Source organism: Methylobacterium sp. R2-1, from assembly GCF_014191355.1.
Lineage (GTDB): Bacteria > Pseudomonadota > Alphaproteobacteria > Rhizobiales > Beijerinckiaceae > Methylobacterium.
The window spans coordinates 61,397-84,269 of the sequence record NZ_JACHWM010000002.1; the positions used below are offsets into that span (position 1 = coordinate 61,397).

The 22,873-nt window shown below is 66.6% G+C and carries 23 protein-coding genes; 11 read left to right on the top strand and 12 right to left on the bottom strand.

Going from position 1 to position 22,873, the window contains the following annotated elements:
- Window positions 1-118 precede the first annotated feature (118 nt).
- The 9 genes from pqqA (at window position 119) to folK (ending at window position 6,497) form a co-directional block, all read left to right on the top strand.
- A complete protein-coding gene (gene pqqA, locus FHU13_RS02920; protein WP_012317526.1) occupies window positions 119-208 on the top strand; it encodes a pyrroloquinoline quinone precursor peptide PqqA in 90 nt (29 codons plus the stop codon).
- Between the two features lie 47 nt (window positions 209-255).
- The gene (pqqB, locus tag FHU13_RS02925; RefSeq protein ID WP_183434363.1) at window positions 256-1,155 is read left to right on the top strand and encodes a pyrroloquinoline quinone biosynthesis protein PqqB; all 900 of its coding nucleotides are present in this window, start codon (window positions 256-258) and stop codon (window positions 1,153-1,155) included.
- 177 nt (window positions 1,156-1,332) lie between these two features.
- Window positions 1,333-2,430, top strand: a complete 1,098-nt coding sequence (pqqC, locus tag FHU13_RS02930; RefSeq protein ID WP_183434364.1) for a pyrroloquinoline-quinone synthase PqqC — start codon at window positions 1,333-1,335, stop codon at window positions 2,428-2,430.
- Window positions 2,427-3,581 (top strand): pyrroloquinoline quinone biosynthesis protein PqqE, encoded by a 1,155-nt coding sequence (gene pqqE / locus FHU13_RS02935; RefSeq protein WP_183434365.1) that lies wholly within the window; start codon window positions 2,427-2,429, stop codon window positions 3,579-3,581. The genes pqqC and pqqE overlap by 4 nt, the downstream gene beginning before the upstream one ends.
- A complete protein-coding gene (locus FHU13_RS02940; RefSeq protein ID WP_183434366.1) occupies window positions 3,578-4,312 on the top strand; it encodes a hypothetical protein in 735 nt (244 codons plus the stop codon). The genes pqqE and FHU13_RS02940 overlap by 4 nt, the downstream gene beginning before the upstream one ends.
- Window positions 4,293-4,658 (top strand): hypothetical protein, encoded by a 366-nt coding sequence (locus FHU13_RS02945; RefSeq protein WP_183434367.1) that lies wholly within the window; start codon window positions 4,293-4,295, stop codon window positions 4,656-4,658. The genes FHU13_RS02940 and FHU13_RS02945 overlap by 20 nt, the downstream gene beginning before the upstream one ends.
- A 111-nt stretch (window positions 4,659-4,769) precedes the next feature.
- Window positions 4,770-5,639, top strand: a complete 870-nt coding sequence (gene folP, locus FHU13_RS02950) for a dihydropteroate synthase (protein WP_183434368.1) — start codon at window positions 4,770-4,772, stop codon at window positions 5,637-5,639.
- Complete coding sequence (gene folB, locus FHU13_RS02955) at window positions 5,632-6,024, top strand: dihydroneopterin aldolase (protein ID WP_183434369.1); 393 nt, start codon at window positions 5,632-5,634, stop codon at window positions 6,022-6,024. The genes folP and folB overlap by 8 nt, the downstream gene beginning before the upstream one ends.
- Window positions 6,021-6,497 carry a 2-amino-4-hydroxy-6-hydroxymethyldihydropteridine diphosphokinase gene (gene folK, locus FHU13_RS02960; RefSeq protein WP_183434370.1) on the top strand — a complete coding sequence of 159 codons (477 nt, stop codon included), beginning with the start codon at window positions 6,021-6,023 and terminating at the stop codon, window positions 6,495-6,497. Before folB ends, folK begins: the two co-directional genes overlap by 4 nt.
- A gap of 45 nt (window positions 6,498-6,542) precedes the next feature.
- On the opposite strand, the gene xoxJ is transcribed toward folK, so the two are convergent.
- The 6 genes from xoxJ to FHU13_RS02990 all read right to left on the bottom strand — a co-directional run bounded on the left by xoxJ (window position 6,543) and on the right by FHU13_RS02990 (window position 13,186).
- The gene (gene xoxJ, locus FHU13_RS02965; protein ID WP_183434371.1) at window positions 6,543-7,397 is read right to left on the bottom strand and encodes a rare earth element methanol dehydrogenase accessory protein XoxJ; all 855 of its coding nucleotides are present in this window, start codon (window positions 7,395-7,397) and stop codon (window positions 6,543-6,545) included.
- Entirely contained in the window at window positions 7,397-7,948 is a 552-nt protein-coding gene (xoxG, locus tag FHU13_RS02970; RefSeq protein ID WP_210287433.1) for a methanol metabolism c-type cytochrome XoxG, read from the bottom strand. The genes xoxJ and xoxG overlap by 1 nt, the downstream gene beginning before the upstream one ends.
- A 192-nt stretch (window positions 7,949-8,140) precedes the next feature.
- Entirely contained in the window at window positions 8,141-9,946 is a 1,806-nt protein-coding gene (gene xoxF1, locus FHU13_RS02975) for a lanthanide-dependent methanol dehydrogenase XoxF1 (protein ID WP_183434373.1), read from the bottom strand.
- A 704-nt stretch (window positions 9,947-10,650) separates the two neighbouring features.
- A complete protein-coding gene (locus FHU13_RS02980; protein ID WP_183434374.1) occupies window positions 10,651-11,424 on the bottom strand; it encodes an ABC transporter ATP-binding protein in 774 nt (257 codons plus the stop codon).
- Window positions 11,405-12,139 (bottom strand): ABC transporter permease, encoded by a 735-nt coding sequence (locus FHU13_RS02985; protein WP_183434375.1) that lies wholly within the window; start codon window positions 12,137-12,139, stop codon window positions 11,405-11,407. Before FHU13_RS02985 ends, FHU13_RS02980 begins: the two co-directional genes overlap by 20 nt.
- Before the next feature lie 51 nt (window positions 12,140-12,190).
- Complete coding sequence (locus tag FHU13_RS02990; protein WP_183434376.1) at window positions 12,191-13,186, bottom strand: ABC transporter substrate-binding protein; 996 nt, start codon at window positions 13,184-13,186, stop codon at window positions 12,191-12,193.
- A gap of 232 nt (window positions 13,187-13,418) precedes the next feature.
- Here FHU13_RS02990 and FHU13_RS02995 point away from each other — a divergent pair, with 232 nt between their 5' ends.
- Window positions 13,419-13,796 (top strand): 4a-hydroxytetrahydrobiopterin dehydratase, encoded by a 378-nt coding sequence (locus FHU13_RS02995; protein ID WP_183434377.1) that lies wholly within the window; start codon window positions 13,419-13,421, stop codon window positions 13,794-13,796.
- 137 nt (window positions 13,797-13,933) lie between these two features.
- Here the strand turns inward: FHU13_RS02995 and FHU13_RS03000 are convergent, their stop codons facing one another.
- The gene (locus FHU13_RS03000; protein ID WP_183434378.1) at window positions 13,934-14,809 is read right to left on the bottom strand and encodes a dienelactone hydrolase family protein; all 876 of its coding nucleotides are present in this window, start codon (window positions 14,807-14,809) and stop codon (window positions 13,934-13,936) included.
- Between the two features lie 241 nt (window positions 14,810-15,050).
- Between FHU13_RS03000 and FHU13_RS03005 the strand changes: the two genes are divergently transcribed.
- Window positions 15,051-15,617: a DUF1003 domain-containing protein gene (locus FHU13_RS03005; RefSeq protein ID WP_183434379.1), complete on the top strand. Its 567-nt coding sequence runs from the start codon at window positions 15,051-15,053 to the stop codon at window positions 15,615-15,617.
- Between the two features lie 64 nt (window positions 15,618-15,681).
- Here FHU13_RS03005 and FHU13_RS03010 read toward each other — a convergent pair whose 3' ends face one another.
- The 5 genes from FHU13_RS03010 to fchA all read right to left on the bottom strand — a co-directional run bounded on the left by FHU13_RS03010 (window position 15,682) and on the right by fchA (window position 22,869).
- Window positions 15,682-16,656 (bottom strand): HpcH/HpaI aldolase/citrate lyase family protein, encoded by a 975-nt coding sequence (locus FHU13_RS03010; protein ID WP_183434380.1) that lies wholly within the window; start codon window positions 16,654-16,656, stop codon window positions 15,682-15,684.
- A gap of 187 nt (window positions 16,657-16,843) precedes the next feature.
- On the bottom strand, window positions 16,844-19,612 hold the full coding sequence (locus FHU13_RS03015) for a phosphoenolpyruvate carboxylase (RefSeq protein ID WP_183434381.1): 2,769 nt from the start codon (window positions 19,610-19,612) through the stop codon (window positions 16,844-16,846).
- Between the two features lie 192 nt (window positions 19,613-19,804).
- Entirely contained in the window at window positions 19,805-20,695 is an 891-nt protein-coding gene (gene sucD, locus FHU13_RS03020; RefSeq protein ID WP_183434382.1) for a succinate--CoA ligase subunit alpha, read from the bottom strand.
- A gap of 22 nt (window positions 20,696-20,717) precedes the next feature.
- Complete coding sequence (locus FHU13_RS03025; protein WP_183434383.1) at window positions 20,718-21,890, bottom strand: malate--CoA ligase subunit beta; 1,173 nt, start codon at window positions 21,888-21,890, stop codon at window positions 20,718-20,720.
- A gap of 352 nt (window positions 21,891-22,242) precedes the next feature.
- The gene (gene fchA / locus FHU13_RS03030; RefSeq protein WP_183434384.1) at window positions 22,243-22,869 is read right to left on the bottom strand and encodes a methenyltetrahydrofolate cyclohydrolase; all 627 of its coding nucleotides are present in this window, start codon (window positions 22,867-22,869) and stop codon (window positions 22,243-22,245) included.
- Between the last annotated feature and the right edge of the window lie 4 nt (window positions 22,870-22,873).

Below are 22,873 nucleotides of genomic sequence, written 5' to 3' on the forward strand. Positions count from 1 at the left end.
CGGAATTGGCGATATACCTCCGGCGTGCGAAAACGAGTGCGTCGCCAGTATCTTACGATCCTCTTAATCAAGTGGGATCGCAGGGTTTCGGCGTTCCATAAAGTCGAGGAGAGACACCATGAAGTGGGCTGCCCCCATCGTTTCCGAGATCTGCGTCGGCATGGAAGTCACGAGCTACGAGTCGGCCGAGATCGACACCTTCAACTAAGGTGATCTGAGCCGGGTCGGGGTTGCGGGCATCAGCGGGTTCTCACCATGCATGTCGTGATCCTGGGCTCGGCGGCGGGCGGCGGCGTTCCCCAGTGGAACTGCCGCTGCTCCATTTGTTCCCTGGCCTGGGCGGGCGATGCCCGCGTCAGGCCGCGTACGCAGTCGAGCATCGCGGTCTCTCCGGACGGGGAACGCTGGCTCCTGCTGAACGCCTCCCCCGACATCCGCCAGCAGATCCAGGCCAATCCGCAGATGCATCCGCGGGAGGGCCTGCGCCACTCGCCGATCCACGCGGTGCTGCTGACGAACGGCGACGTGGATCACGTCGCGGGCCTGCTGACCCTGCGGGAGGGCCAGCCCTTCACGCTCTACGCCACGCCGGGCATCCTGGCCTCCGTCTCCGACAACCGCGTCTTCGACGTAATGGCCGCTGACGTAGTGCGGCGACAGACGATTGCCCTCAACGAGACCTTCGAGCCGGTTCCCGGCCTCTCGGTCACGCTGTTTTCCGTGCCCGGCAAGGTGCCGCTCTGGCTGGAAGACGCCTCGATGCAGATCGGTGCGGAGACCGAGACCACCGTCGGCACGATGATCGAGGCCGGCGGCAAGCGCCTCGCCTACATTCCCGGCTGCGCCCGGGTAACCGAGGAGCTGAAAGCCCGTGTCGCGGGCGCCGATGCGCTCCTGTTCGACGGCACGGTGCTGGAGGACGACGACATGATCCGCGCCGGTGTCGGCACCAAGACCGGCTGGCGTATGGGCCATATCCAGATCAACGGCGAGACCGGCTCCATCGCCTCCTTTGCCGATGTCGAGATCGGCCGGCGCGTTTTGATCCACATCAACAACACCAATCCGATCCTGGTCGAGGACTCGCCCGAGCGCGCCAGTGTCGAGGCGCGCGGCTGGACCGTCGCCCATGACGGTCTGACCCTCGATCTCTGATCGGACGCAGAACCGCGCGACAGGGCCGGCCTGGCAATTTAGTGCCGGACTGAATATATTTTGCACGATACAATCGCGCGGCGGCGGCCCTGCCTTTCTCGGTGCGGGGCTCCATCTAGAAAAGCTCCAACGAGCCTCATCGGAAACGCGACTCGAAGCCCGGGGAAACCGAACGCCATGACCGCCCAATTCCCGCCGCCCGTCCCGGAATTCGAGCAACGCCTGCTGAGCCACGAGGAGCTTGAGGCGGCGCTCCGCGACATCGGCGCGCGGCGCTACCACAACCTCCACCCGTTCCACCGCCTGCTGCACGACGGCAAACTCTCGAAGGATCAGGTGCGGGCCTGGGCGCTCAACCGCTACTATTACCAGGCGATGATCCCGGTGAAGGATGCCGCGCTGCTGGCCCGCCTGCCGGACGCGCAGCTTCGCCGGATCTGGCGTCAGCGCATCGTCGATCACGACGGCGACTTCGAGGGCGACGGCGGCATCGAGCGCTGGCTCAAGCTCGCGGAAGGGGTGGGTTTCGAACGCGACTACGTTCTCTCGACCAAGGGCATCCTGTCCGCGACCCGCTTCTCGGTCGATGCCTACGTCCACTTCGTCTCCGAGCGCTCGCTTCTCGAAGCCATCGCCTCCTCGCTGACCGAGATGTTCTCGCCGACGATCATCTCCGAGCGCGTCGCCGGGATGCTGAAGAACTACGACTTCATCACCAAGGAGACGCTGGCCTACTTCGACAAGCGCCTGACCCAGGCCCCGCGGGACGCCGACTTCGCCCTCGACTACGTCAAGCGGCACGCCACCACGCCCGAGATGCAGCGGGCGGCCATGGATGCGCTGACCTTCAAGTGCAACGTGCTTTGGACGCAGCTCGACGCACTCTACTTCGCCTACGTCGCCCCCGGCATGGTGCCGCCGGACGCGTGGCAGCCGGGGGAGGGCCTTGTTGCCGAGAATACCGCCCAGGCCAGTTCCGCGGCTGCGGCGGGGGCACCGGCGGCCTTCTCGGGCAGCGACGTGCCGCGCCTGCCCCGCGGCGTGCGCCTGCGCTTCGATGAGGTGCGCAACAAGCATGTGCTGCTCGCACCCGAGCGCACCTTCGACCTCGACGACAACGCCGTTGCGGTCCTCAAGCTCGTCGATGGCCAGAACACGGTCTCGCAGATCGCCCGCATCCTGGGCCAGACCTACGACGCCGATCCGGCCGTCATTGAGGCCGACATCCTCCCGATGCTGGCCGGTCTCGCACAAAAAAGGGTTCTGGAGCGATGAATGCACCGACCCCCGCCCCCTCCCCCGCGGAAGTGATTCCGGCGCCCGTGGGTCTGCTCGCCGAGCTGACCCACCGCTGCCCGCTGCGCTGCCCCTATTGCTCGAACCCGCTGGAGCTCGACCGACGCTCGGCCGAGCTCGATACGCAGACATGGCTGCGGGTGCTGACGGAGGCGGCGGGGCTCGGCGTGCTTCACGTTCACCTCTCCGGCGGCGAGCCGACGGCCCGCCCGGACATCGTCGAGATCACGGCCAAATGCGCCGAACTCGGCCTCTACTCGAACCTGATCACCTCCGGCGTCGGCGGGGCACTCGCCAAGCTCGACGCGCTCTACGATGTCGGCCTCGACCACGTGCAGCTCTCGGTGCAGGGGGTCGATGCGGCGAATGCCGAAAAAATCGGTGGGCTCAAGAACGCGCAGCCCCAAAAGATGCAGTTCGCCGCGCGCGTCACCGAGCTCGGCCTGCCGCTGACGCTGAACTCGGTGATCCACCGCGGCAACATCCACGAGGTGCCGGGCTTCATCGACCTCGCGGTCAAGCTCGGCGCCAAGCGGCTGGAAGTGGCCCATACCCAGTATTACGGCTGGGCCTACGTCAACCGCGCCGCGCTGATGCCGGACAAGGCCCAGGTCGACGAATCGATCCGCATCGTCGAGGCCGCGCGCGAGCGCCTGAAGGGCCAGCTCGTCATCGACCTCGTCGTGCCGGACTACTATGCCAAGTACCCGAAGGCCTGCGCCGGCGGCTGGGGCCGCAAGTTGATGAACGTGACGCCGCAGGGCAAGGTTCTCCCGTGTCACGCTGCCGAGACCATTCCAGGCCTCGAATTCTGGTACGTCAGCGACCACTCGCTCGGCGACATCTGGACGAAGTCCCCGGCCTTTGCCGCCTATCGCGGCACGTCCTGGATGAAGGAGCCCTGCCGCTCCTGCGAACGGCGCGAGAAGGATTGGGGCGGTTGCCGCTGCCAGGCGCTGGCACTCACGGGTGACGCCGCCAACACGGATCCGGCCTGCTCCCTTTCGCCGCTGCACGCGAAAATGCGGGATCTTGCCAAGGAAGAGGCTGCCGAGACCCCGCCCGATTATATATACCGCAGCATCGGGACGAATGTGCAAAACCCCCTGAGCGAAAAGGCACCCCTTTGAGACGGACTATCCTGGCGGCCGCCCTCACGGCGGCTCTCTCGACGACGCTTCTTGCGACCACGCCCCTCGCCTGGGCGGCCTCCGACACCGCCCCGGCGACCAAGGATACCGCCAGGGACGCGGCCGCAACGCCGAATGCAGGCGACCTGCTCTTCGAGCAGCCGCAGATGAAGAACACGACGCCCGGCAGCACGCTGACCTACGACTACCTGCGCCGCAGCGGGATCGTGAAAGGCCCTTACGGCCCGCCGCTCAACGACGCGATCAAGCTCACGGTCGAACCCGGCAAGAGCGCCGAGAGCCGCGACATCCGCGTGCAGATGTTCTCCGGCGGCAACCGCGTCCCCGCCGGTCCCTTCGCCGACATGGCCGGCAATCCCGTGCTGAGCCTGTTTCTGGAGAACCATCTGAAGGGTCTCGCCGGCCTGCTCGAGGCCAATCCGCGCTACATCAAGAACGCGATCCGCAAGGGTCTGCGCGAGAAGGCGACCGTCACCCCCGTCCAGGTCGATTTCAAGGGCCGCAAGGTCGAGGGCTGGCGCGTCGAGATGAAGCCCTTCGAGGGTGACGCGCAGACCGAGCGGATGCGCGGTTTCGAAACCACCACCTACACCTTCGTCGTTGCGCCGGAAGTTCCGGGCGAAATCGTTTCGCTCGAGGCACGAACCCTCAAGCCCGATGGCGGCGAACTCCTCGAAGAGAGGCTCGATTATGACCAGAAGGATTCCTGAGGTCGCGCTCGTCGCGGCACTCGCGGCGGCTCTCCTCGCCGCGCCCGCGCGCGCCGACGAGAACGACTACCCGACCGATGCGCGGGCCGATTACGTGTTCGGCTGCATGGCCGCCAACGGTCAGACCCGTGAGGCGCTGGAGAAATGCTCCTGCTCCCTCGACGCGCTCGCCTCGATCCTGCCCTACGACAAATACGTGCAGGCGAGCACCATCCTCTCGATGCGTCAGGGCATCGGTCAGCGCACTACGGCGTTCAAAGCGACCAAGATGTTCGACGACAAGGTGGCCGACCTTCGCCGCGCTCAGGCCGAGGCGGAGATCCGCTGCTATCGCGGTGCCTCCTGAGGCGCACTGGGACGATGATGACGCCAGGGCGGCGCTTCAGCGGATTGGATCTGGCGAAACCCTGCCAGAGGGGCTAGGCCGGCACACCCGGCCAGAGACCTTCAATCCGCGATGCCGCCCGACGCCCCTCCCCCACCCTCGCGCCTGAAGACCCTGCTGCCCGAACTCGGCCGGCGCACGCTGGTGATGGGCATCCTCAACGTCACGCCGGACTCGTTCTCGGACGGAGGTCGTTTCGAGGGCGTCGAGGCGGCGCGCGCCCAGGCCGCGGCGCTGACGGAAGCCGGCGCCCACATCCTCGACATCGGCGGCGAATCGACCCGGCCCGGCCACACGCCGGTGCCGGCAGCAGAAGAACAGGCCCGTGTCCTGCCCGTGATCCAGGCCGTGGCGCCGGGGCTGTCCGTCCCGATCTCGATCGACACCTACAAGGCGTCCACGGCGGAGGCCGCGCTGAAGGCAGGCGCCACTATCGTCAACGATGTCTGGGGCCTGCAGCGCGAGCCGGACATCGCCCGCGTGGCGGCCGACCACGGCGCCCCGGTCATCGTCATGCACAACCGCGAGACGGTCGACGGTTCGCTCGACATCGTCGCCGACATGCTGCGCTTCTTCGAGCGCTCGCTGGACATCGCCCGCCGCGCCGGTATTCCGGACGGCGACATCGTGCTCGATCCCGGCATCGGTTTCGGCAAAAGCTGGGAGCAGCATCTCGAAGCCCTGCGCCGGCTTCCCGAGATCCGCGCCCTCGGCTTCCCCCTCCTTGTCGGCGTCTCGCGGAAAAGCCTGCTCGGGCGGCTGCACGACCGGGAGACGGCACCGCGCGACCGGCTCAATGGGTCGCTCGCCGCGCACGTGCTCGCCGGCTCGCTCGGCGCCGACATCGTGCGCGTCCACGACGTGGCGCCGCATGTCGAGGCGCTGCGGGTGCTCGACGCGGTGATGCGCCCGAACGTGGCGCCTGGGACCGTTCATGGCTGACCGAATCCTCGTCCACCGCCTCGCGGTCTTCGCCCGTCATGGCGTGCTGCCGGAGGAGGAGCGGCTCGGCCAGCGCTTCTACATCTCGCTCGAATGCCGCCTCGACCTTTCGCAGGCCGGCCGCAGCGATGATGTGGCCGCCACCGTGAGCTACGCGGACCTCGCCGAAATCGCCCTCGACATCGCCACCAACCGGCGCTTCGCCCTGATCGAGGCTCTGGCCGAGGCGATTGCCGAGACCTGCCTCGCGCGCTTCCCCCGCATCGAGACGATCACGGTGCGGATCGACAAGCCGAGCGCGCCGATCCCCGCCATCCTCGACTACGCGGCCATCGAGATCGTGCGGGGCCGGCCCGGCAAAGCCTCGACGACGGAGGAGAGATGACGCGCGCCTATCTCGGACTCGGCAGCAATATCGGCGACAAGGCCGCGAGGCTCGCCCAGGCCGTCGAGCGCCTCGCGGCGACGCCCGGCATCCGGGTCACGGCGCGCTCCTCCGATTACCGCACACCGCCCTGGGGCGACACGGACCAGGATTGGTTTCTCAACGCGGCGGCCGCCATCGACACCACGTTGACGCCGCACGAATTGCTCGAGGTCTGTCTGTCGATCGAGGCAGCGCTCGGTCGCGTCCGCGAGCGTCGTTGGGGACCGCGGGTGATCGACATCGACGTTCTAGCCTACGAGGGGGCGCAGGTCTCCGACGAGCGCCTCGTGCTGCCGCACCGCTTCGTGCGCGAGCGGGCCTTCGTGCTGGTGCCGCTCGCCGAGATCGCCCCCGAACTCGTCATCGGCGGTGAGACGGTCGCGGAGGCTCTGGCCAAGCTCGACCCGACGGGGATCGAACGCGTCGAATAAAAAAGGCCCGAACCGAGGTTCGGGCCTTCGCATCGAAATCCGCGATCATTCCTCCGCCGCACCGAGAGGCTTGTTGTCCTCCTCGGCCAGCAGCGGCACCTCGTAGTCCCGCAGCACCTTCTCGATATCGGCCTTGCGCTTACGCAGGACGGTGTTGAGGCTGCGCTTCCAGTCGTTCTCGTTCTGGCGCACGCCCATCGAGACCCGGAAGGTCAAGGGCGGTCGCGACGGCTCGTTGAGGAGCGGCACCACGTCCATCGGCATGCCGCTCTGCTTGGCCAGCCAGCCCGCGGCCGGTCCCCAGAGGATCGCCACATCGATCTTCTTCTCGGCGAGATCGGCAATCACTTCCGCAGCCACCGTCTGATGCTTGCGATCGGATCCGAAAGCGTAGGGAGCGTAGGCGTGAATACGTTCGCCGACGAGCTTCAGCTCGCTCAGGCGGTTGGAGGGCGGCGTGCCAGCGATGATGCCGATCTGCCGATCCTTCAGCCGCGGGTCGTCGAGACTCTTGATGTCCGACATTTCGCCCTTGCGGGAGACCAGGACGTAGGCCGACCGATAATAGGGATTGGTCGCCTGAACGATATCACCGCCGGACGTGCCGATGATCAGATCGCACAGGCCGGTCCCGAGGGTGTTGCGAACGAAACCGGGCCCCTGGGTAAGCCAATAGTAGCGCAGCTTCACCTTCAGTTCGTCGGCGACGATCTGTGCGATCTTGTTCTCGAAGCCGTCTCCCTTGCGCTCGGAGAAGGGCATGTTGCCGGGATCGCTGCAGACGCGCAGGACATCCTGCGTGACCAGATCCGGCAGGTGCTGCGCCTGGACGGGCCGCGCCCCTGCTGACAGCAGGAGCGCGGCGGCCGTGATCGAAACGAGGGAGCTCGAGCGGGTCATCAGCCGCCGAGGCATTCCTTCTCGACCGTCTTGGCGCTGTCGGGCTTCTCTTCCTTCTCACCCGGACGCGCGCGACCCCAGGCGCCGGCGGCGCGGGCCCGCAGGTAGACGTAGAGGTCGTTGGCGTAGCACATGACGTTCTTGTTATCGCCGAAGGCAGGCATCACCTGATTGGCGGTGTTGCTGACCTCCTGCTTGCCGCCGGCAAGGATGCCGTAGAACTCCTCGTAGGAGAGGCGCTTCAGCGAGTCCTTGAGAGCGGGGGCGTAGGTCGAGCCCATGCCGTCCGGGCCGTGGCAGACGTGGCACTCGGCGTGATAACGGCGGTACCCGGAATAAGTGTACCAATCGACCTTCTTGCCGTCGTTGGTGATGTGGAAGGTCGGGTGACCGTCCTTGTCGAGATACTTGCCGTCCTCTTCTTTCACCGCAGCCGCGGCCTTAAGAACAGGCTCGTCGATCTCCTTGGCATTCGGATCGAGCTTGTTGGCGAGTTCCGGCTTGGCATCCTGTGCGAAGACGGCGGTCGCGGTCGGAACCGCTCCGAGCAGGGCCGCACCGACGAGACCAAGAACAGCGGTTCTTTTTATCGAAGACAACGACGTTTCTCCCGAGACCATGATGTTGCGCCGCAGCATAGATCGTGCGGCTACCAAGCAGGCCCTACAGCATAATCATAAAATCATAAAGATGCCGGCGCGATTTCCCGCGCCGGCACCCTTAGGCTCAGTGTCGCAAGCGACTTAGTTGTTGGGCAGAGCGAAGACCGTCAGCTGGCCACCGAGGTTGGTGTAGCTCGACAGGGCCGCGTAGCCGCCCACCGCGCCGAGACCGGCGTTCGGGTCGGTCAGGCCGGCCGCGAGGCCGATGCCGGCCCAGCCGCCGACGCCCGAGAGCACGGCGATGTGCTGCTTGCCCTTGTGCTCGTAGGTCATCACGTTGCCGATGATGCCCGACGGGGTCTTGAACTTGTACAGTTCCTTGCCCGACTTCGAGTCGACGGCCTTCAGGTAGCCTTCCAGCGTGCCGTAGAAGACCACGTCACCGGCGGTAGCCAGCGCGCCGCCCCAGGCCGAGAACTGCTCGGGGTTCGACCACTTGATCTTACCGTTCACGCCATCCCAGGCGATGAAGTTACCCATGCCGCCGTGCGAGCCGGGAGCCGGGTACATCGAGAGGGTCGCACCGACGTAGGGCTGGCCCGGGGTGTAGGTCACCCGGAACGGCTCGTAGTCCATGCAGACGTGGTTGGTGGGCACGTAGAACAGGTTGGTCTTGGGCGAGAAGGCCGCCGGCTGCTGGTCCTTCGAACCGAGCGCCGCCGGGCAGATGCCCTTCGAGTTCACGTCCTCGCCGTTCTGCTCGGTCGAGTACTTCGACACGACCAGCGGACGGCCATAGGTCTTGGAACCCTTGTCCATGTCGACCTTGGTGGCCCAGTTCACGACCGGATCGTACTTCTCGGCGACGAGCAGTTCGCCGGTGGCGCGATCGAGCGTGTAGCCGAAGCCGTTACGGTCGAAGTGCGTCAGGAGCGGGCGCTCCTTGCCGTCCACCTTCTGATCCGTGAGGATCATCTCGTTGATGCCGTCGTAGTCCCACTCGTCGTGCGGGGTCATCTGGTAGACCCACTTGGCCATGCCGGTGTCCGGGTTACGCGCCCAGATCGTCATGGACCACTTGTTGTCGCCCGGACGCTGCTTCGGGTTCCAGGTCGAGGGGTTGCCCGAGCCGTAGTAGAAGAGGTCGAGCTTGGGATCGTAGGAGAACCAGCCCCAGGTGCAGCCGCCGCCAGTCTTCCACTGATCGCCTTCCCAGGTCTTCAGCGAGGAGTCCTTGCCGACCGGCTTGCCGAGAGAGGTGGTCTTCTCGGGGTCCATGATCATGTCGGCGTCGGGGCCCTGGGAGTGGCCGCGCCACACCTTCTTGCCCGACTTCAGGTCGTAGGCGGTGACGTGGCAGTTCACGCCGAACTCGCCGCCGGAGATGCCGACGATGACCTTGTCCTTCACCGGGAGAACGGTGGCGGTGTTGGTCTCACCCTTGGACGGGTCGCCGTTCTTGACCGACCAGTTGACCTTGCCGGTCTTGGCATCGAGCGACACGAGCGTGGTGTCGGCCTGGTGCAGGAGGATGGCGCCGTCGGCGTAGGCCAGACCACGGTTGACCGTGTCACAGCACATCACCGGGATCACGGACGGATCCTGCTTGGGCTCGTACTTCCACACGATCTTGGCGCCCTGGTCGAGGTCCAGCGCGTAGACGATGTTCGGGAAGGGCGTGTGGACGTACATGATGTTGCCGACGACGAGCGGGGAGCCCTCGTGGCCGCGCAGCACGCCGGTCGAGAAGGTCCAGGCAACCTGGAGGTTCTTGACGTTGTTGGCGTTGATCTGGTCGAGCTTGGAATAGCGGGTGTTGGCGTAGTCAACGGTCTGAAGAACCTGCTCCGCCGGGTTGGCGATGCCCTTCATAACGCTTTCGTTGGCCAGGGCCGGGCTCGCAGCAGCGAGACCCGCACCGAGGGCGAGAAGATGTACCGCTCTCATGGATTCCTCCGACAGGTCTTATCGGCCGGCGGAGAGCAGCCCGCTGCCCGCCGTGGATTGACCTGCTGTTTGCGACAGGGATGATATTCGCTCCGGCAGCTCGCGATGGTCGCCCAGGAATCAGGATAAACCTGCTTTCCCGGCAACTTACGCGGCTGGTTCCGCATCCCCTAGCGGCCCCCTCAAACCGAAGCTTGAACGAACTCTAAGAAAATTCTCGGCGCCGTCAACTCGATTTCGCGCGTCGAATGTCGCAGCGGCCACAGGCTTTATCAGGAAACTTTCTTACTGAGCTTGCTATTTTGCGATGCACAATTTGATATGCGGCGCACAGGCCTCAACTTTATTTTTGCAGCTCCAAGGTCAAGACAGGGCTGGTCGATGCATGCCTTGCATGGGAGAGGCAAATTTCCCTATCACGCATGCAGGGATAGCATTTTAATTCCTCACATCGGCCTTTTCCGAACCGTTTGACGGCGCCGCACTGCAAAACCAGAGGCCTCGTAGCGACCGCACCCGAGCCCAGATTTGCGCCTGCATACGCCCTGTCGCGGTCGGGAAAATTTTGCATCGAACCGTTCCGCTTATCCTTAAGGAACAGCGGCGGCGCTTAAGAACTGCCGACCGCACCACCAGCGAGGACATCGGCTGGACGAATGCCGGAGGTCCGGCTCCCGCGGCCCACGACTCTCTCGGGTGTGATTCTACTGAGCGACGATGCCGGGGAAGCGCGCGGCCAGAGTGCGGCGGGTGGCGTCGCCCCAGGCGCGATCGCGCTCCGTACGCGGCCGGTCGAGCGAGAGGCTCGCCAGCAGGTGGGCAGGCCGGGGTGAGACCAGTAGGAGCCGGTCCGCGATCTCGATCGCCTCGGCCACGTTGTGCGTGACCATCAGCACGCTCGTGCCGGAGCGGGCCACCGCCTGGACCACCAGGGCGCGCAGGGATGCGGCCGCCGCGTCGTCGAGCGAGACAAAAGGCTCGTCGAGAACGAGGATGCGCGGCTCCAGCGCCAGCGCCCGCGCCAGCGCCACTCGGCGCTGCATCCCGAGCGACAGCGCGCCGGGATAATGCGCTCGCCACGGCGACAGCCCGAGCGATTCGAACAGCTCATCAAGAGCGCGCGTCCGGCGCTCGCGGGGCAGGCCGAGCCGCACATTCTGCTCGATGGTCCGCCAGGGCAGCAGGCGCGGATCCTGAAACACCATCGCGATGCCGACCTGGGACGGCTCGGGCATCACGGCGCCCTCGAAGTCCCGGTCCAGGCCGAGCAGGATGCGCAGGGTCGTGGTCTTGCCCGCCCCGGAAGGCCCGATCAGGCAGGTGATCTCGCCTGCGTGAAGGTCGAAGGCGAGACCGCGTACCGCCTCCACGGCTTCGGTGCGGGCTTTGCGGTAGACCTTGCGGTCCACCCGCACCGTCAGAAGCGGCGCGGGCCTGCCGCCGATCTCGCCCGCCGCCTCAGCGCCAGCGGCGGACATGAGCGTCGAGGGGCTGGAGGAGGAAGGCGTCGATGGCGAGCATCACGCTCATGAAGACGAGGCTGTAGCCGATCACTGCGGTGACGTCGAAGAGGGTGAAGTAGTAGTTGATGGCAAAGCCGACGCCGTTCGGGCGCCCGAGCAGCTCGACCACCAGCACGATCTTCCAGGCGAGCGAGATGCCGGATCGTGCCGCCGCCACCATGAATGGCTGAAGCTGCGGCAGCAGCACGTGGGCGATCCAAGTGCGCCGATCGAAGCGGTAGGTCGTCGCCATCTCCTCCAGACCAGGATCGAGGCCGCGCGCGCCCTCGCGCATGATCACCGCGACGTTGGGTAGCTTGTTGAGCGCCACCGCGACGATGGCCGCGGTCTCGGTGAGCCCGAGCCAGACATAGGCCAGCACCGTGATGACGAGGGCCGGTGTGTTGAGGACGACGAGGAGCGGTGTATCGAGCAGCCGGTCGGCGAGACGCGAGCGGCCGAGCGCGATGCCGAGCAGCACGCCGAGACTCATGGCGATCACGAAGGAGATCGCCACCCGGCCGAGCGTCACGCCGACATTGAAGAACAGACCGCCGGTTTCCGCCTCGCGCAGGACGAAGGCGAGCACCGCGCTCGGCGCCGGCAGCGTGCGCGTGTCGGCGTAGGCTGAGACGCCCTGCCAAAGGGCGAGGAGGACGCCGAGGGAGAGCAGGCGCGCGAGCAGGGCCATGCGGAGGGTCAATGGACCAAGACCGGGACCGAAGCCGTCATCGCGTCGTCTTCAGCCGTTGCCCGCGACGTCGAGATAGAGGTTCGGCGGCAAAGTTTTGCCGACACCGAGGAGCTGTGCCCCCGCGAGCCGATCCAGGGCCGCGTAGATGCGTTCTCCGTCCGCGCGCTCGGCCGCGATGGGTCGGCGCGGGATGCCGGCGAGGAAGTCGCGCTTGAGCGCCGCGAATGTGGCGTCGTCCTCCGCTGCCATCAGGGGACGAACCGTCTCCCACAGGGCCGGTTCGTTCGCCAGCGCGTCCTTGGCGGCGGCCGACGCCCGAGCAAACCCTCGCACCACCTCGCCCCGGTCCGCCACGGTGTGGCCCTCGTAGAGGTAGCCGATCAGCGAGACGGCGCCCTTGGCACCGAAGGCCCGCATGACGTCGTCGGCCGAGATCAGCCGCTTGAACCCCTTGGCTTCGAGACGCGCGCAGAACTGCCAATAGAGCAGGGCCGCGTCGAGCTCGCCGCTCTCCAGCTTCTGCGCCAACAGCGGCGGCGCGCCATAGGCGATCTGCGCGGTGTTCTCCAGATCGAGCCCCGCCGCTTCGCGACTCTGCGCCTTCAGCAGAATCCAGTTCTTGTCGAGCGCCCCGCCGGCCACCCCGAGCCGCTTGCCCGAAAGCCCCTTCAGGTCGGTGATCGGGCTTCCGGCGGGCACCATCAGCGCGCCCTCGGTGGTCGAGTAGGGCGAGAAGCGCACGCCGCGTCCCTCGTTACCGAGGCGGGCGGCGAAGATCAGGTCGCCGACGATCGCATCCACCTGACCACCGAGAAAGGCGATGCGGGCGGCGTCGTTGCCGGCGAGCTTGACGATGTCGAGGGTGAACCCGTTGGCCACATCGAAGCCGCGCGCCTTGATGACCGCGGCCTCCCAGGAGGCGGTTCCGAAGGGCAGGACGCCGAGCCGGAACGTCTCGCCCGCCGCCCGGGCGCGGCGAGCCGACGGCAATGCCGCCGCCAGCGACAGAGCCGCCGTCGCGAGCATTCCGCGCCGTGACAGCATGGGCGTCCTCATGAATTGTCGATCAGACCGTCCCGCCTCTTCGGAGACGGGAGTTTCTGTTGAATTTTTTAATAGGGACTCGCTCCCGCCCCGTCCACAGCCGGTCTCGGCGTTTCCGCTGCGACATGCGGGCCCGCCGGCGCCGCGATCCGGCTTGCGTCACCGCCCGTCCGGACGCAGGTTTTCGCTCATCCCGCAACTCATCCCGAGACCAATTCCAGGGGAGATGACGATGACTCAACCGCGCGAAGGCGTCCTCGACGACGCGACGGTGGAACGCCGACTCAAGGAGGAACTTCCGCAGTGGCGGCTGGAGGACGGCTGGATTCGCCGGACCTACAAGACCGCCTCTTGGAAGAGCACGCTGATGGTCATCAACACGGTGGGCCATCTCGCAGAAGCCGCGTGGCACCACCCGGACCTCACCGCCTCCTATGCCTGGGTCGAGGTGCGGCTGATGAACCACGCCGCCAAGGGCATCACCGAGAAGGACTTTGCGCTGGCCAGGAAGATCGAGGAGGTCGTGAGCTGGCAGCCGGGCGCGGAAGGCGGCGCTTTGGAGGGCACGCCGAGCGATCCGCGCTTCGCCTACATCAAGTACGACAAGTAAGAGTGCCTCACAAAACTTTCGGTCACCGATCGTCCCTCCTCTGGCCACGGCGGCGCGACGGGAGTTTTGTGAGAGATACTCAGCGAAGCACTTCGCACGGCTCGCCCGAGCATCGGCCTAGGGCAAGCCGGCCTCCTTCAGGCCACGCCGTGCTGCCGGAACCAGTCCTGCAGCCGCTTCCAACCCTCCTGTGCCGGCTCGACCCGATAGCTCGGGCGGTAATCGGCGTGGAAGGCGTGCGGCGCGTCCGCGAAGACGACGAATTCGCAGGTCTTGCCGGCGGCCCGGCAGGCCTCTTTCATCCGGTCGATCGTGGCGACCGGAATGCCTGGGTCGGCTCCGCCATAGAGACCGAGCACCGGTGCCTTGAGGTCGGCGGCGAGATCGACCGGATGTTTGGGCATCAGGGCCGAGCTGTCGCCGACGAGGCGCCCGTACCAGGCGACGCCCGCCTTCACGCCGGGATTGTGCGCGGCGTAGAGCCACGTGATGCGCCCGCCCCAGCAGAAGCCGGTGATCCCGAGGCGGGCCGTGTCAGCCTTGCCCGTCCCCTTGGCGTAGGCGACCGCCGCGTCGAGGTCGCTCATCACCTGGGCGTCGGGCACCTTGGAGACGACCTCGCTCACGATCTGCTGAATGTTCGTCAGCCTGGAAACATCGCCCTGCCGGGCATAGAGCTCGGGCGCCAGAGCGAAGTAGCCGAGCTTGGCCAATCGGCGGCACACATCCTTGATGTGCTCGTGAACGCCGAAGATCTCTTGGATAACCAGAACCGTCGGGAAGGGGCCGCCCTCGGCCGGCATCGCCCGGTAGGCCGGGATCTCGCCGTCCTGCGTCGAGATTTTCACCTCACCGGCCGTCAGCCCGTTCGTATCCGTGGTGATGGTGGTCTGGGCCGCGACGGGCTGCACTGCGAGCGCGAATCCGGTGGCGAGGCTCGTAGCGATCACGCTGCGGCGTGAGAGAATCGTCTGAGCCGCGAGGCTCCGCAGGTCGGCGTCGAATGCGGTCATGCGCGCCTCTCAGAGAGTCAGAACGTCGAGGGGGGCCAGGGGGCCTAGCGGCAGAAGTAGCGGCGCGCCGCCGAATGGCGACGGTGGCTCTCGCAGCGTTTTCGCGTTCGCCGACGTGGCACCCGCCTCGTCCGCTCCCGAGCCCGCATCCGAGCCCTTATCCGGGCGGCTTCGCGTCCTGATGCGGGATCACGCCATGGTCCTGGCCGGTTGCTCGCTCAGATTCTTCCTGAGAGCGGTGATGATGACAGGCCTCGATGAGCGGAACGGCTCCGCCGCACGCACAACTTTCCCTCCTCCTCAGCCCGACGGACTGGCACCCGCGCTCTTGCGCAACATCCGGGCTCTGCAGGAGCGTCGGAGCGCGGCGGAGCGCAGTGCCTCCCTGCAGGATCGCGTGGCGGAAACGATTACGCGGTTCACGGGAAGCATGGCGTTCGTTGCCCTGCACGTCGTGCTCTTCGGCTTCTGGACCCTCGTGAACACGGGCCTGCTTCCGATCCTGCCGAAATGGGACGAGTCCTTCGTCATCCTCGGCACCTCCGCCTCCGTCGAGGCGATCTTCCTCTCGACCTTCGTGCTGATCAGCCAGAACCGCATGGCCGCAGCGGCCGACAAGCGGGCCGATCTCGATCTCCACATCGGCCTTCTGGCCGAACACGAGGTGACGAAGCTCGTCGCGATGGTGTCGGCCATCACCGAGCGGATGGGGATCGAGACGCAGGCCGACCCCGAAATCGGCGAACTCAGCCAGGATGTGGCGCCCGACGCCGTTCTCGACGAAATCGAGCGGAACGGCAGCGCCTGACGTCTGGCCCCCAAAAAGAATGGCCGGGCGAACCCGGCCATTCTCCGTCCTGATGGGAAAGACCTTACTTCGCGCTCATCGCGTCGGCCTTCTGGATCAGCGCCTCGGCCATGCGGATCGAGGCGATGTCGATGAGGCGGCCATCGAGGGAGACGGCGCCGCGGCCGGCCTTGGCCGCCTCTTCCATCGCCTCGAGGATGCGGCGGGCCTTGGTGACCTCCGCCTCGGAGGGGGTGAAGACCTCGTTGGCCAGATCGATCTGCGAGGGGTGGATCGCCCATTTGCCCTCGAAGCCGAGCGCGGCGCAGCGGCGGGCGGCCGACTGGTAGCCGTCCGGATCCGAGAAGTCGCCGAACGGGCCGTCGATCGGGCGCAGGCCGTAGGCGCGGCAGGCGACCAGCATGCGGTTCTGGGCGAACAGCCACGGATCCTGCCAGTGGGTCTGACGGTTGCCGGCCTCGTCCTTGTCGGTGAGCACCGAGTAATCGGGGTTCACGCCGCCGATCACGGTGGAGCGGGCCCGCGTCGAAGCGGCGTAGTCGGCCACGCCGAAGGACATCGCCTCAAGGCGCTTGGACGAGGTCGCGATCGCCTCGACATTGGCCATGCCCAGCGCGGTCTCGATCAGCACCTCGAAGCCGATCCTCTTCTCGCGCTTCTTGGCCTGCTCGATCTGCGTCGTCAGCACATCGATGGCGTAGACGTCGGCCGGCACGCCGACCTTGGGGATCAGGATCATGTCGAGGCGCGGACACGCTTCGACGATATCGACGACATCGCGGTACATGTAGTGGGTGTCGAGACCGTTGATGCGGATCATCATGGTCTTGTTGCCCCAATCCAGGTCGTTGAGGGCCTGGATGATGTTGGTGCGGGCCTTCTCCTTGTCGTCGGGCGCGACCGCGTCCTCGAGGTCGAGGAAGATCACGTCGGCGTTCGAGGCGGCCGACTTCTCCATGAAGGTCGGGTTGGAGCCGGGAACCGCGAGTTCCGAGCGGTGCAGGCGGGGTGTTGCCTGCTGGATCAGGGTGAAGCTCATCGGGAGTCCTCCGTTCTGTGAGACCGTCTTGTCGTGTGCGCGGTCACGCGCTCGAGTCGCGTGCTGCGCTTCTCAAGCATCGTCCTTTTCCGAAAGCCGGCGGCCACCTTTCGGGACGATGTTCTATCTCGCGCGTCCGGGCCGGCCGTCCAGCCGAGCCCGAGACACGTCGCCGAGATTGTATGCATTATCCAGTCGCGCCGAAGCCGACGGCAATGCAGTTGATGGACAGGAGAAGCGCGGACTTCACCGCCTCGCGCTTGTCCTCGTCGGACTCGCTGCGGAAGCGGCGCAGCAGCTCGACCTGCTCGCGGCTGACCTGGTTGATGGTCGGCAGCCGCCCCTGCAGGCGCTCGCGGAATTGCGGGAAGCGCTGGGCGAGTTCGCCGTCGCCGGAGACACGCAGCACCATCTCGCGCGTCAACGCGTATTCCTGCTCGATCATGCCGAAGATGCGGGCGCGGATGCCCTCATCCTCGACGAGGCCGGCATAGTCACGGGCGATCTCCAGATCGACCATCATCAGCGTCTTCTCGACCTCGTCGAGGACGAGGCGGAACACCCGGCAATCCCGGAACATGCGCTTCAGCACGGCTTCACCCTGCTCACCGCGCACGTCGATGAAGCTCTTCAGCCCCGAGCCGACGCCGTACCAGCCGGTGATGACATGCCGGTTCTGCGACCACGCGAACACCCACGGGATCGCGCGCAAGTCCGAGAGCGACTTGGCGCCGAAGCGCCGGGCCGGGCGCGAGCCGATGTTGAGCAGCGCGATCTCGTCGAGCGGGCTCGCGGCCTGGAAGTAATCGACGAGGCCGTCGGCCTGAAGCAGGTTGACATAGGCCGCCCGCGAGGCGCCCGAAAGCGCCTCCAGCGCGTCGTCGAGTTCGGCCCGCGAGCCGCTGCCGTTGCCCTCCGAGAGCAGGGCATGCTCGAAGACCGAGGCCGCGAGCAGCTCCATCTGGTAGGCCGCCGTGCCGCGGTTGGCATATTTGAACGAGACGACCTCGCCCTGCTCGGTGATGCGGAAGCGGCCGTTGATCGAGCCCGGTGGCTGGGCGGCGATGCCGCGATGGGTCGGCACGCCGCCGCGGCTGACCGAGCCGCCGCGACCGTGGAAGAAGGCGATCGGCACGCCGAGATGCTTGCCGAGCACGGTCAGCCGCACCTGCGCCTTGTACAGCTCCCAGTTCGAGGCGATGAAGCCGCCGTCCTTGTTGGAGTCGGAGTAGCCGATCATCACCTCCTGCACCCCGCCCTGCCAGCGGGTGGAGCGGCGCACCACGGGGATGCCGAGCAGCTCCTTCATGATGGCCGGGGCGGCCCGCAGGTCGTCGATCGTTTCGAACAGCGGCACGATCGGCAGCGGGCAGATCTCCGTGCCCGTCGCGTCGAGGAAGATGCCGGCCTCCTTCGCCAGCAGGTAGGCGCCGAGCACGTCGACGGTGGAGCGCGTCATCGACAGGATGAAGGCGCCAAAGGCCTCGCGGTCGAGGCTGTCGCGCATCTCGCCGACCAGCGCGAAGGTGGCGAGCGTCTCGCGAGCGTCGTCGGGCAGACGGTCGGCGAAATCCTCGAACGAGGTCTCAGGGTTGCGCGGCCGGGCGAGTTCGGTGAGCAGCCACTCCTTCCAGGCCGGCGAATCCAGTTCCGGCGGCTCGCGGTCGCCGTTGCGGAGCTTCCACAGGGCGTGCAGCGTCTTGGTGGTGCGGGTCGAGTTCTCGCGCAGATCGAGCCGCACGGTCGAGAAGCGGAAGATCTCGACCATCCGCCGCACGGGGCGCACGATGTTGGTGGCGAGCGCGTCGCACTTGGCGTCGGCGAGCCCCTTTTCGAGAGTGCGCAGATCGTTGATGAGCCCGTCCGCGCTCGGATAGTCGGGCCCGACCGAGCGGGCGCCCTTGTTGCGAGCGATCGTCGCTTCGAGCTTGCGCAGCACGCAGGTGAGGAACTGGCGGTAGGCCTCGCCCGGGTTGCGGCTGGTGATCGCCCGCGCGTCGCCGGACTCGGCCAGCATATGCGCGAGTTCGCTGCGGAAGGTTTCGGGCACCGGCAGAGAGCGCTCGGTGATCGACAGCACCCGCCCGAGATGGGTGATGCGGTCGCGGTAGCGGCGCAGTGAGGCGAGCGCGTTGCGCTGCAGCGTCTCGCGGGTCACGCTCGCGGTGACGTAGGGGTTGCCGTCGCGGTCGCCGCCGATCCAGCTTCCGAACTGGAAGAAGGGCGGCACCTCGAAGGTCTCGTCGGGATAGTACTGCGCGAGGCTCTCCTCCAGCGAGAGCAGCATCTCGGGCAGCATCTCGAACAGGGTCTCGTCGAAGAAGTGCAGGCCCCAGGCGACCTCGCGCTCGACGGTGGCCTTCTCCAAATGCAGCTCGCCCGTCATCCAGATCAGCTCGATCTGGTCGCGCAGCTCGTTCATCAGGCCGTTGCGCTCGCGCTCGGTCCAGCGCGGCAGTTCCAGCTCACGCAGGACGAGGTAGATCCGGCGCAGCTTCTCCAGCACCGTCACGCGCTTGCCCTCGGTGGGATGCGCGGTGATCGTCGGGCGGATGCGCAGGTCCTTGAGCAGCGCGTGGATCTGCGTCGCGCCGATGCCCCGGGCGGAGGCCTCCGCGAGCACCTTGGCGAAGGAGCCGTTCAGCGCCTCCCGCCCCTGGTCGCGCTCGACGTGGCGGCGGCGGCGCATGGCCGCGTTCTGCTCGGCGATCGAGACGAGCTGGAACCAGATGCCCTGCACCTGAAGCGCGCGGGCCAGCATCTCCGGGGTGTAAGACGAGATGTCGGCGCGGCCGTGCAGCACGTCCTCCAGCTCGGGATCGTGGCGGCGGGCCACGTCGAGCAGGGCGTGAAACAGAATGTCGAGGGCGTCTTCAGTCGCCGTGCCGGTGATGACGGGCGGCGCGAAGGTCGAGTCGGTCGCGGCTGACGGCCGGGCGTGCAGCGTCTTGGTCATGGGATCCCCCCTGGCGAGGTTCTTTTATCAGACTCCCGTGGACAGGCCTGCGGGACGGTGGATCACCCCGATCCACGGAGCGCGCTCCTCCCACTGTAAGGGAGGAGCCGGAGGTGCGGGTGCGGAAGGCAGCGCAGCACTGCGTCCTTCCCCCTCCAAGCCCCTCTCCGCAAGGGGGAGGGGACGCAGAGTTTACGCCGCGCGGGCGAGCACGTCGGCCACGGTGCGGCCGAAGGAGCCCGGATCGGGCGCGACCGTGAGGCCGTAGGACTTCATGATCTCGGCCTTCTCGGCGGCGCTGTCGCCGGTCGCCGAGATGATCGCACCCGCGTGCCCCATGCGGCGGCCCTTCGGGGCGGTGAGGCCCGCGACGAAGCCGATGACGGGCTTCGAGAAGTTCTCCTTGATCCAGGCGGAGGCCTCGGCCTCCTGCGGGCCGCCGATCTCGCCGATCATCAGCACCGCTTCCGTCTCCGGATCCTGTTCGAACAGGGCGAGGTGGTCGAGGAAGGACGAGCCGTTGATCGGGTCGCCGCCGATGCCGACCGAGGTCGAGATGCCGATGCCGAGTTCCTTCATCTGCGCGGCGGCCTCGTAGCCCAGGGTGCCCGAGCGGGAGATCACGCCGACCTTGCCCGGCAGATAGATGTGGCCGGGCATGATGCCGAGCATCGACTTGCCGGGCGAGATGATGCCGGCGCAGTTCGGGCCGACCACCATCGTGCGCTTCTCTTTCGGGTAGCGCCGCAGGTAGCGCTTCACCCGCATCATGTCCTGGGCTGGAATCCCGTCGGTGATCGAGCAGACGAGCTTCAAGCCCGCATCTGCCGCCTCCATGATCGCGTCCGCCGCGAAGGGGGGCGCTACGAAGGTGATCGAGGTGGTGGCGCCGGTCGCCTCCACGGCTTCCTTGACGGTGTTGAACACCGGCACGCCGCAATGGGTCTTGCCGCCCTTGCCCGGGGTGACGCCGCCGACGACGTTGGAGCCGTAGGCGATCATTTCCTTCGCGTGGAAGGTGCCCTTATCGCCGGTGATGCCCTGGACGATGATCGGGGTCTTCTCGTCGATGAGAATGCTCATGGCGTGATTCCTCCCCCGTTCGTCAGTGCTTGGCGCCGTGGCAGGCTTCGACGGCCTTGCGCGCGGCTTCCGTAAGGGTGTCGGCGGTGATGAGGTCGAGCCCGCTCTCGGCGAGGATCTTCTTGCCTTCATCGACGTTCGTGCCGGCGAGCCGGACGATGAGCGGCACGTCGATCTTCACCTCGCGGGCGGCCTTCACCACGCCCTCCGCGACCCAGTCGCAGCGGTTGATGCCGGCGAAGATGTTGACGAGGATCGCCTTCACGTTGCGGTCCGAGAGGACGAGACGGAAGGCTGTCGCGACCCGGTCCGGACTGGCACCGCCACCGACATCCAAGAAGTTCGCCGGCTCGCCGCCCGCGTGCTTGATCATGTCCATGGTCGCCATGGCCAGACCCGCGCCGTTGACGATGCAGCCGATCTCGCCGTCCAGCCCGATATAGCTGAGATTGTGCTCGGCGGCCTGGGCCTCGCGGGGATCGCCCTGCGACGGGTCGTGCATGTCCGCGATGTTGCGGCGGCGGAACAGGGCGTTGTCGTCGAAGGACATCTTGGCGTCGAGCGCCAGCACCCGATCGTCCTTGGTGACGACGAGCGGGTTGATCTCCAGCATGGTGCCGTCGCAGTCGCGGAACGCCCGGTAGGCGTTCATGATGGTCTTCACCGCAGCCGAGACCTGCTTGATGTTGAGGCCGAGCTGGAACGCGATCTCACGGGCCTGGAATTGCTGCAGGCCGACCGCCGGCTCGACCACGACCTGGATCAGCGCCTCAGGCTCCTTGGCGGCGATCTCCTCGATATCCATGCCGCCGCGTTGGCTGGCGATGACGCGTACGCGCTCGGCCTTCCGGTCCAGCACGTAGCCGAGATAGAGCTCGCGCTCGAACGGGTCGGCGGTCTCGATGTAAACGCGCTGAACCGGCTTGCCTTCGGGACCGGTCTGGAGGGTGACGAGGCGTTTTCCCAGCAGGTCGCGGGCGGCGTCACGCACTTCGTTATAGGTGCGGCAGAGCTTGATACCGCCCGCCTTGCCGCGGGCGCCGGCATGGATCTGAGCCTTCACCGCCCAGAACGAGCCGCCGAGCTCGGTCGCGGCGTAGACTGCCTGATCCGGGCTGAAGGCCACAGCGCCCTTCGGGACGGCGACCCCGAAGCTCGCGAGCAGCTCCTTGGCTTGGTACTCGTGAACGTCCATCGAGACCTCCTTCGCGTTTCCGTCGTTCTTGTTGGGCCGACCTTCGCGGAAAAATTACTTTTCGGGAAGCGGGTCAGCTCTCAATTTTTTCTTTTTTGGTACTTTAGTTTGCTTGCCCGTCAGAGACTTAGCGGGCTTCTAAACTGCGGATCGTGCGGCATTGGCACGGAATGCAGCGATGCTCGGCCGCCCTTCCCCTCATTCAGAGGTGCCGGCGCGAGCCGGTCTCGAAGGATCCTCAAGGATCGCGCGACCACTGGACGATCCTTCGGGGCCGCTTCGCGGCACCTCGGGATGTGGTCCAGGGCTGCAGAGCGGAGATTCGCTCGCGATGACGGGGGGCGCGAAGAGGTCAGTTCACCTTGGCTTTCACGATCTCGTAGACCCGCTCGTTGAGCGTGCCGGCCTCTCCGAGCAGGGCCTCCAACTCCTTCAGCCGCTCCTCGGCGAAGGCACGATCGTCGAGACCCTTGGCATTGACGTAGACGTTGAGTGCGGCCGAGCGCAGGCCCGCATAGGCGGACAGCACGGCGACGCCGGCATCCGAGATCACGTTGAGATTGCCCTTCTCGGCGGCGATCTCGGCCAGATCGATCACCTCGCGGCAGACGCGGCAGCAGGCGAGCGGCACGTCGGTCGCGGTCTTCAACGCATCCTGGATCTTGGCGGCGCGCGCGGCCTTCTCCTCGTCGGTGTTCTTCGGCAGCCCGTAGGCGCCCATCACCGCATCGAACGCTTCCACGTCGTCGGCGATCATGCCGGTGAGCGTACGGCGCAGCGCCTCCGACTTTTCGAGCACCTGCTTCAGGTCGGCCTCGACCTCGACGTACTTCTTCTTGCCGATAGTGAGGTTGCACACCATCGACACGAGCGCCGCGCCCATGGCGCCGGAGATCGCCGCGGCACCGCCGCCGCCGGGGGTCGGAGCCGAGCTCGCCAGGCCGTCGAGGAATGTTTCGATCGTCTCGTTCGCGGCCATGGGT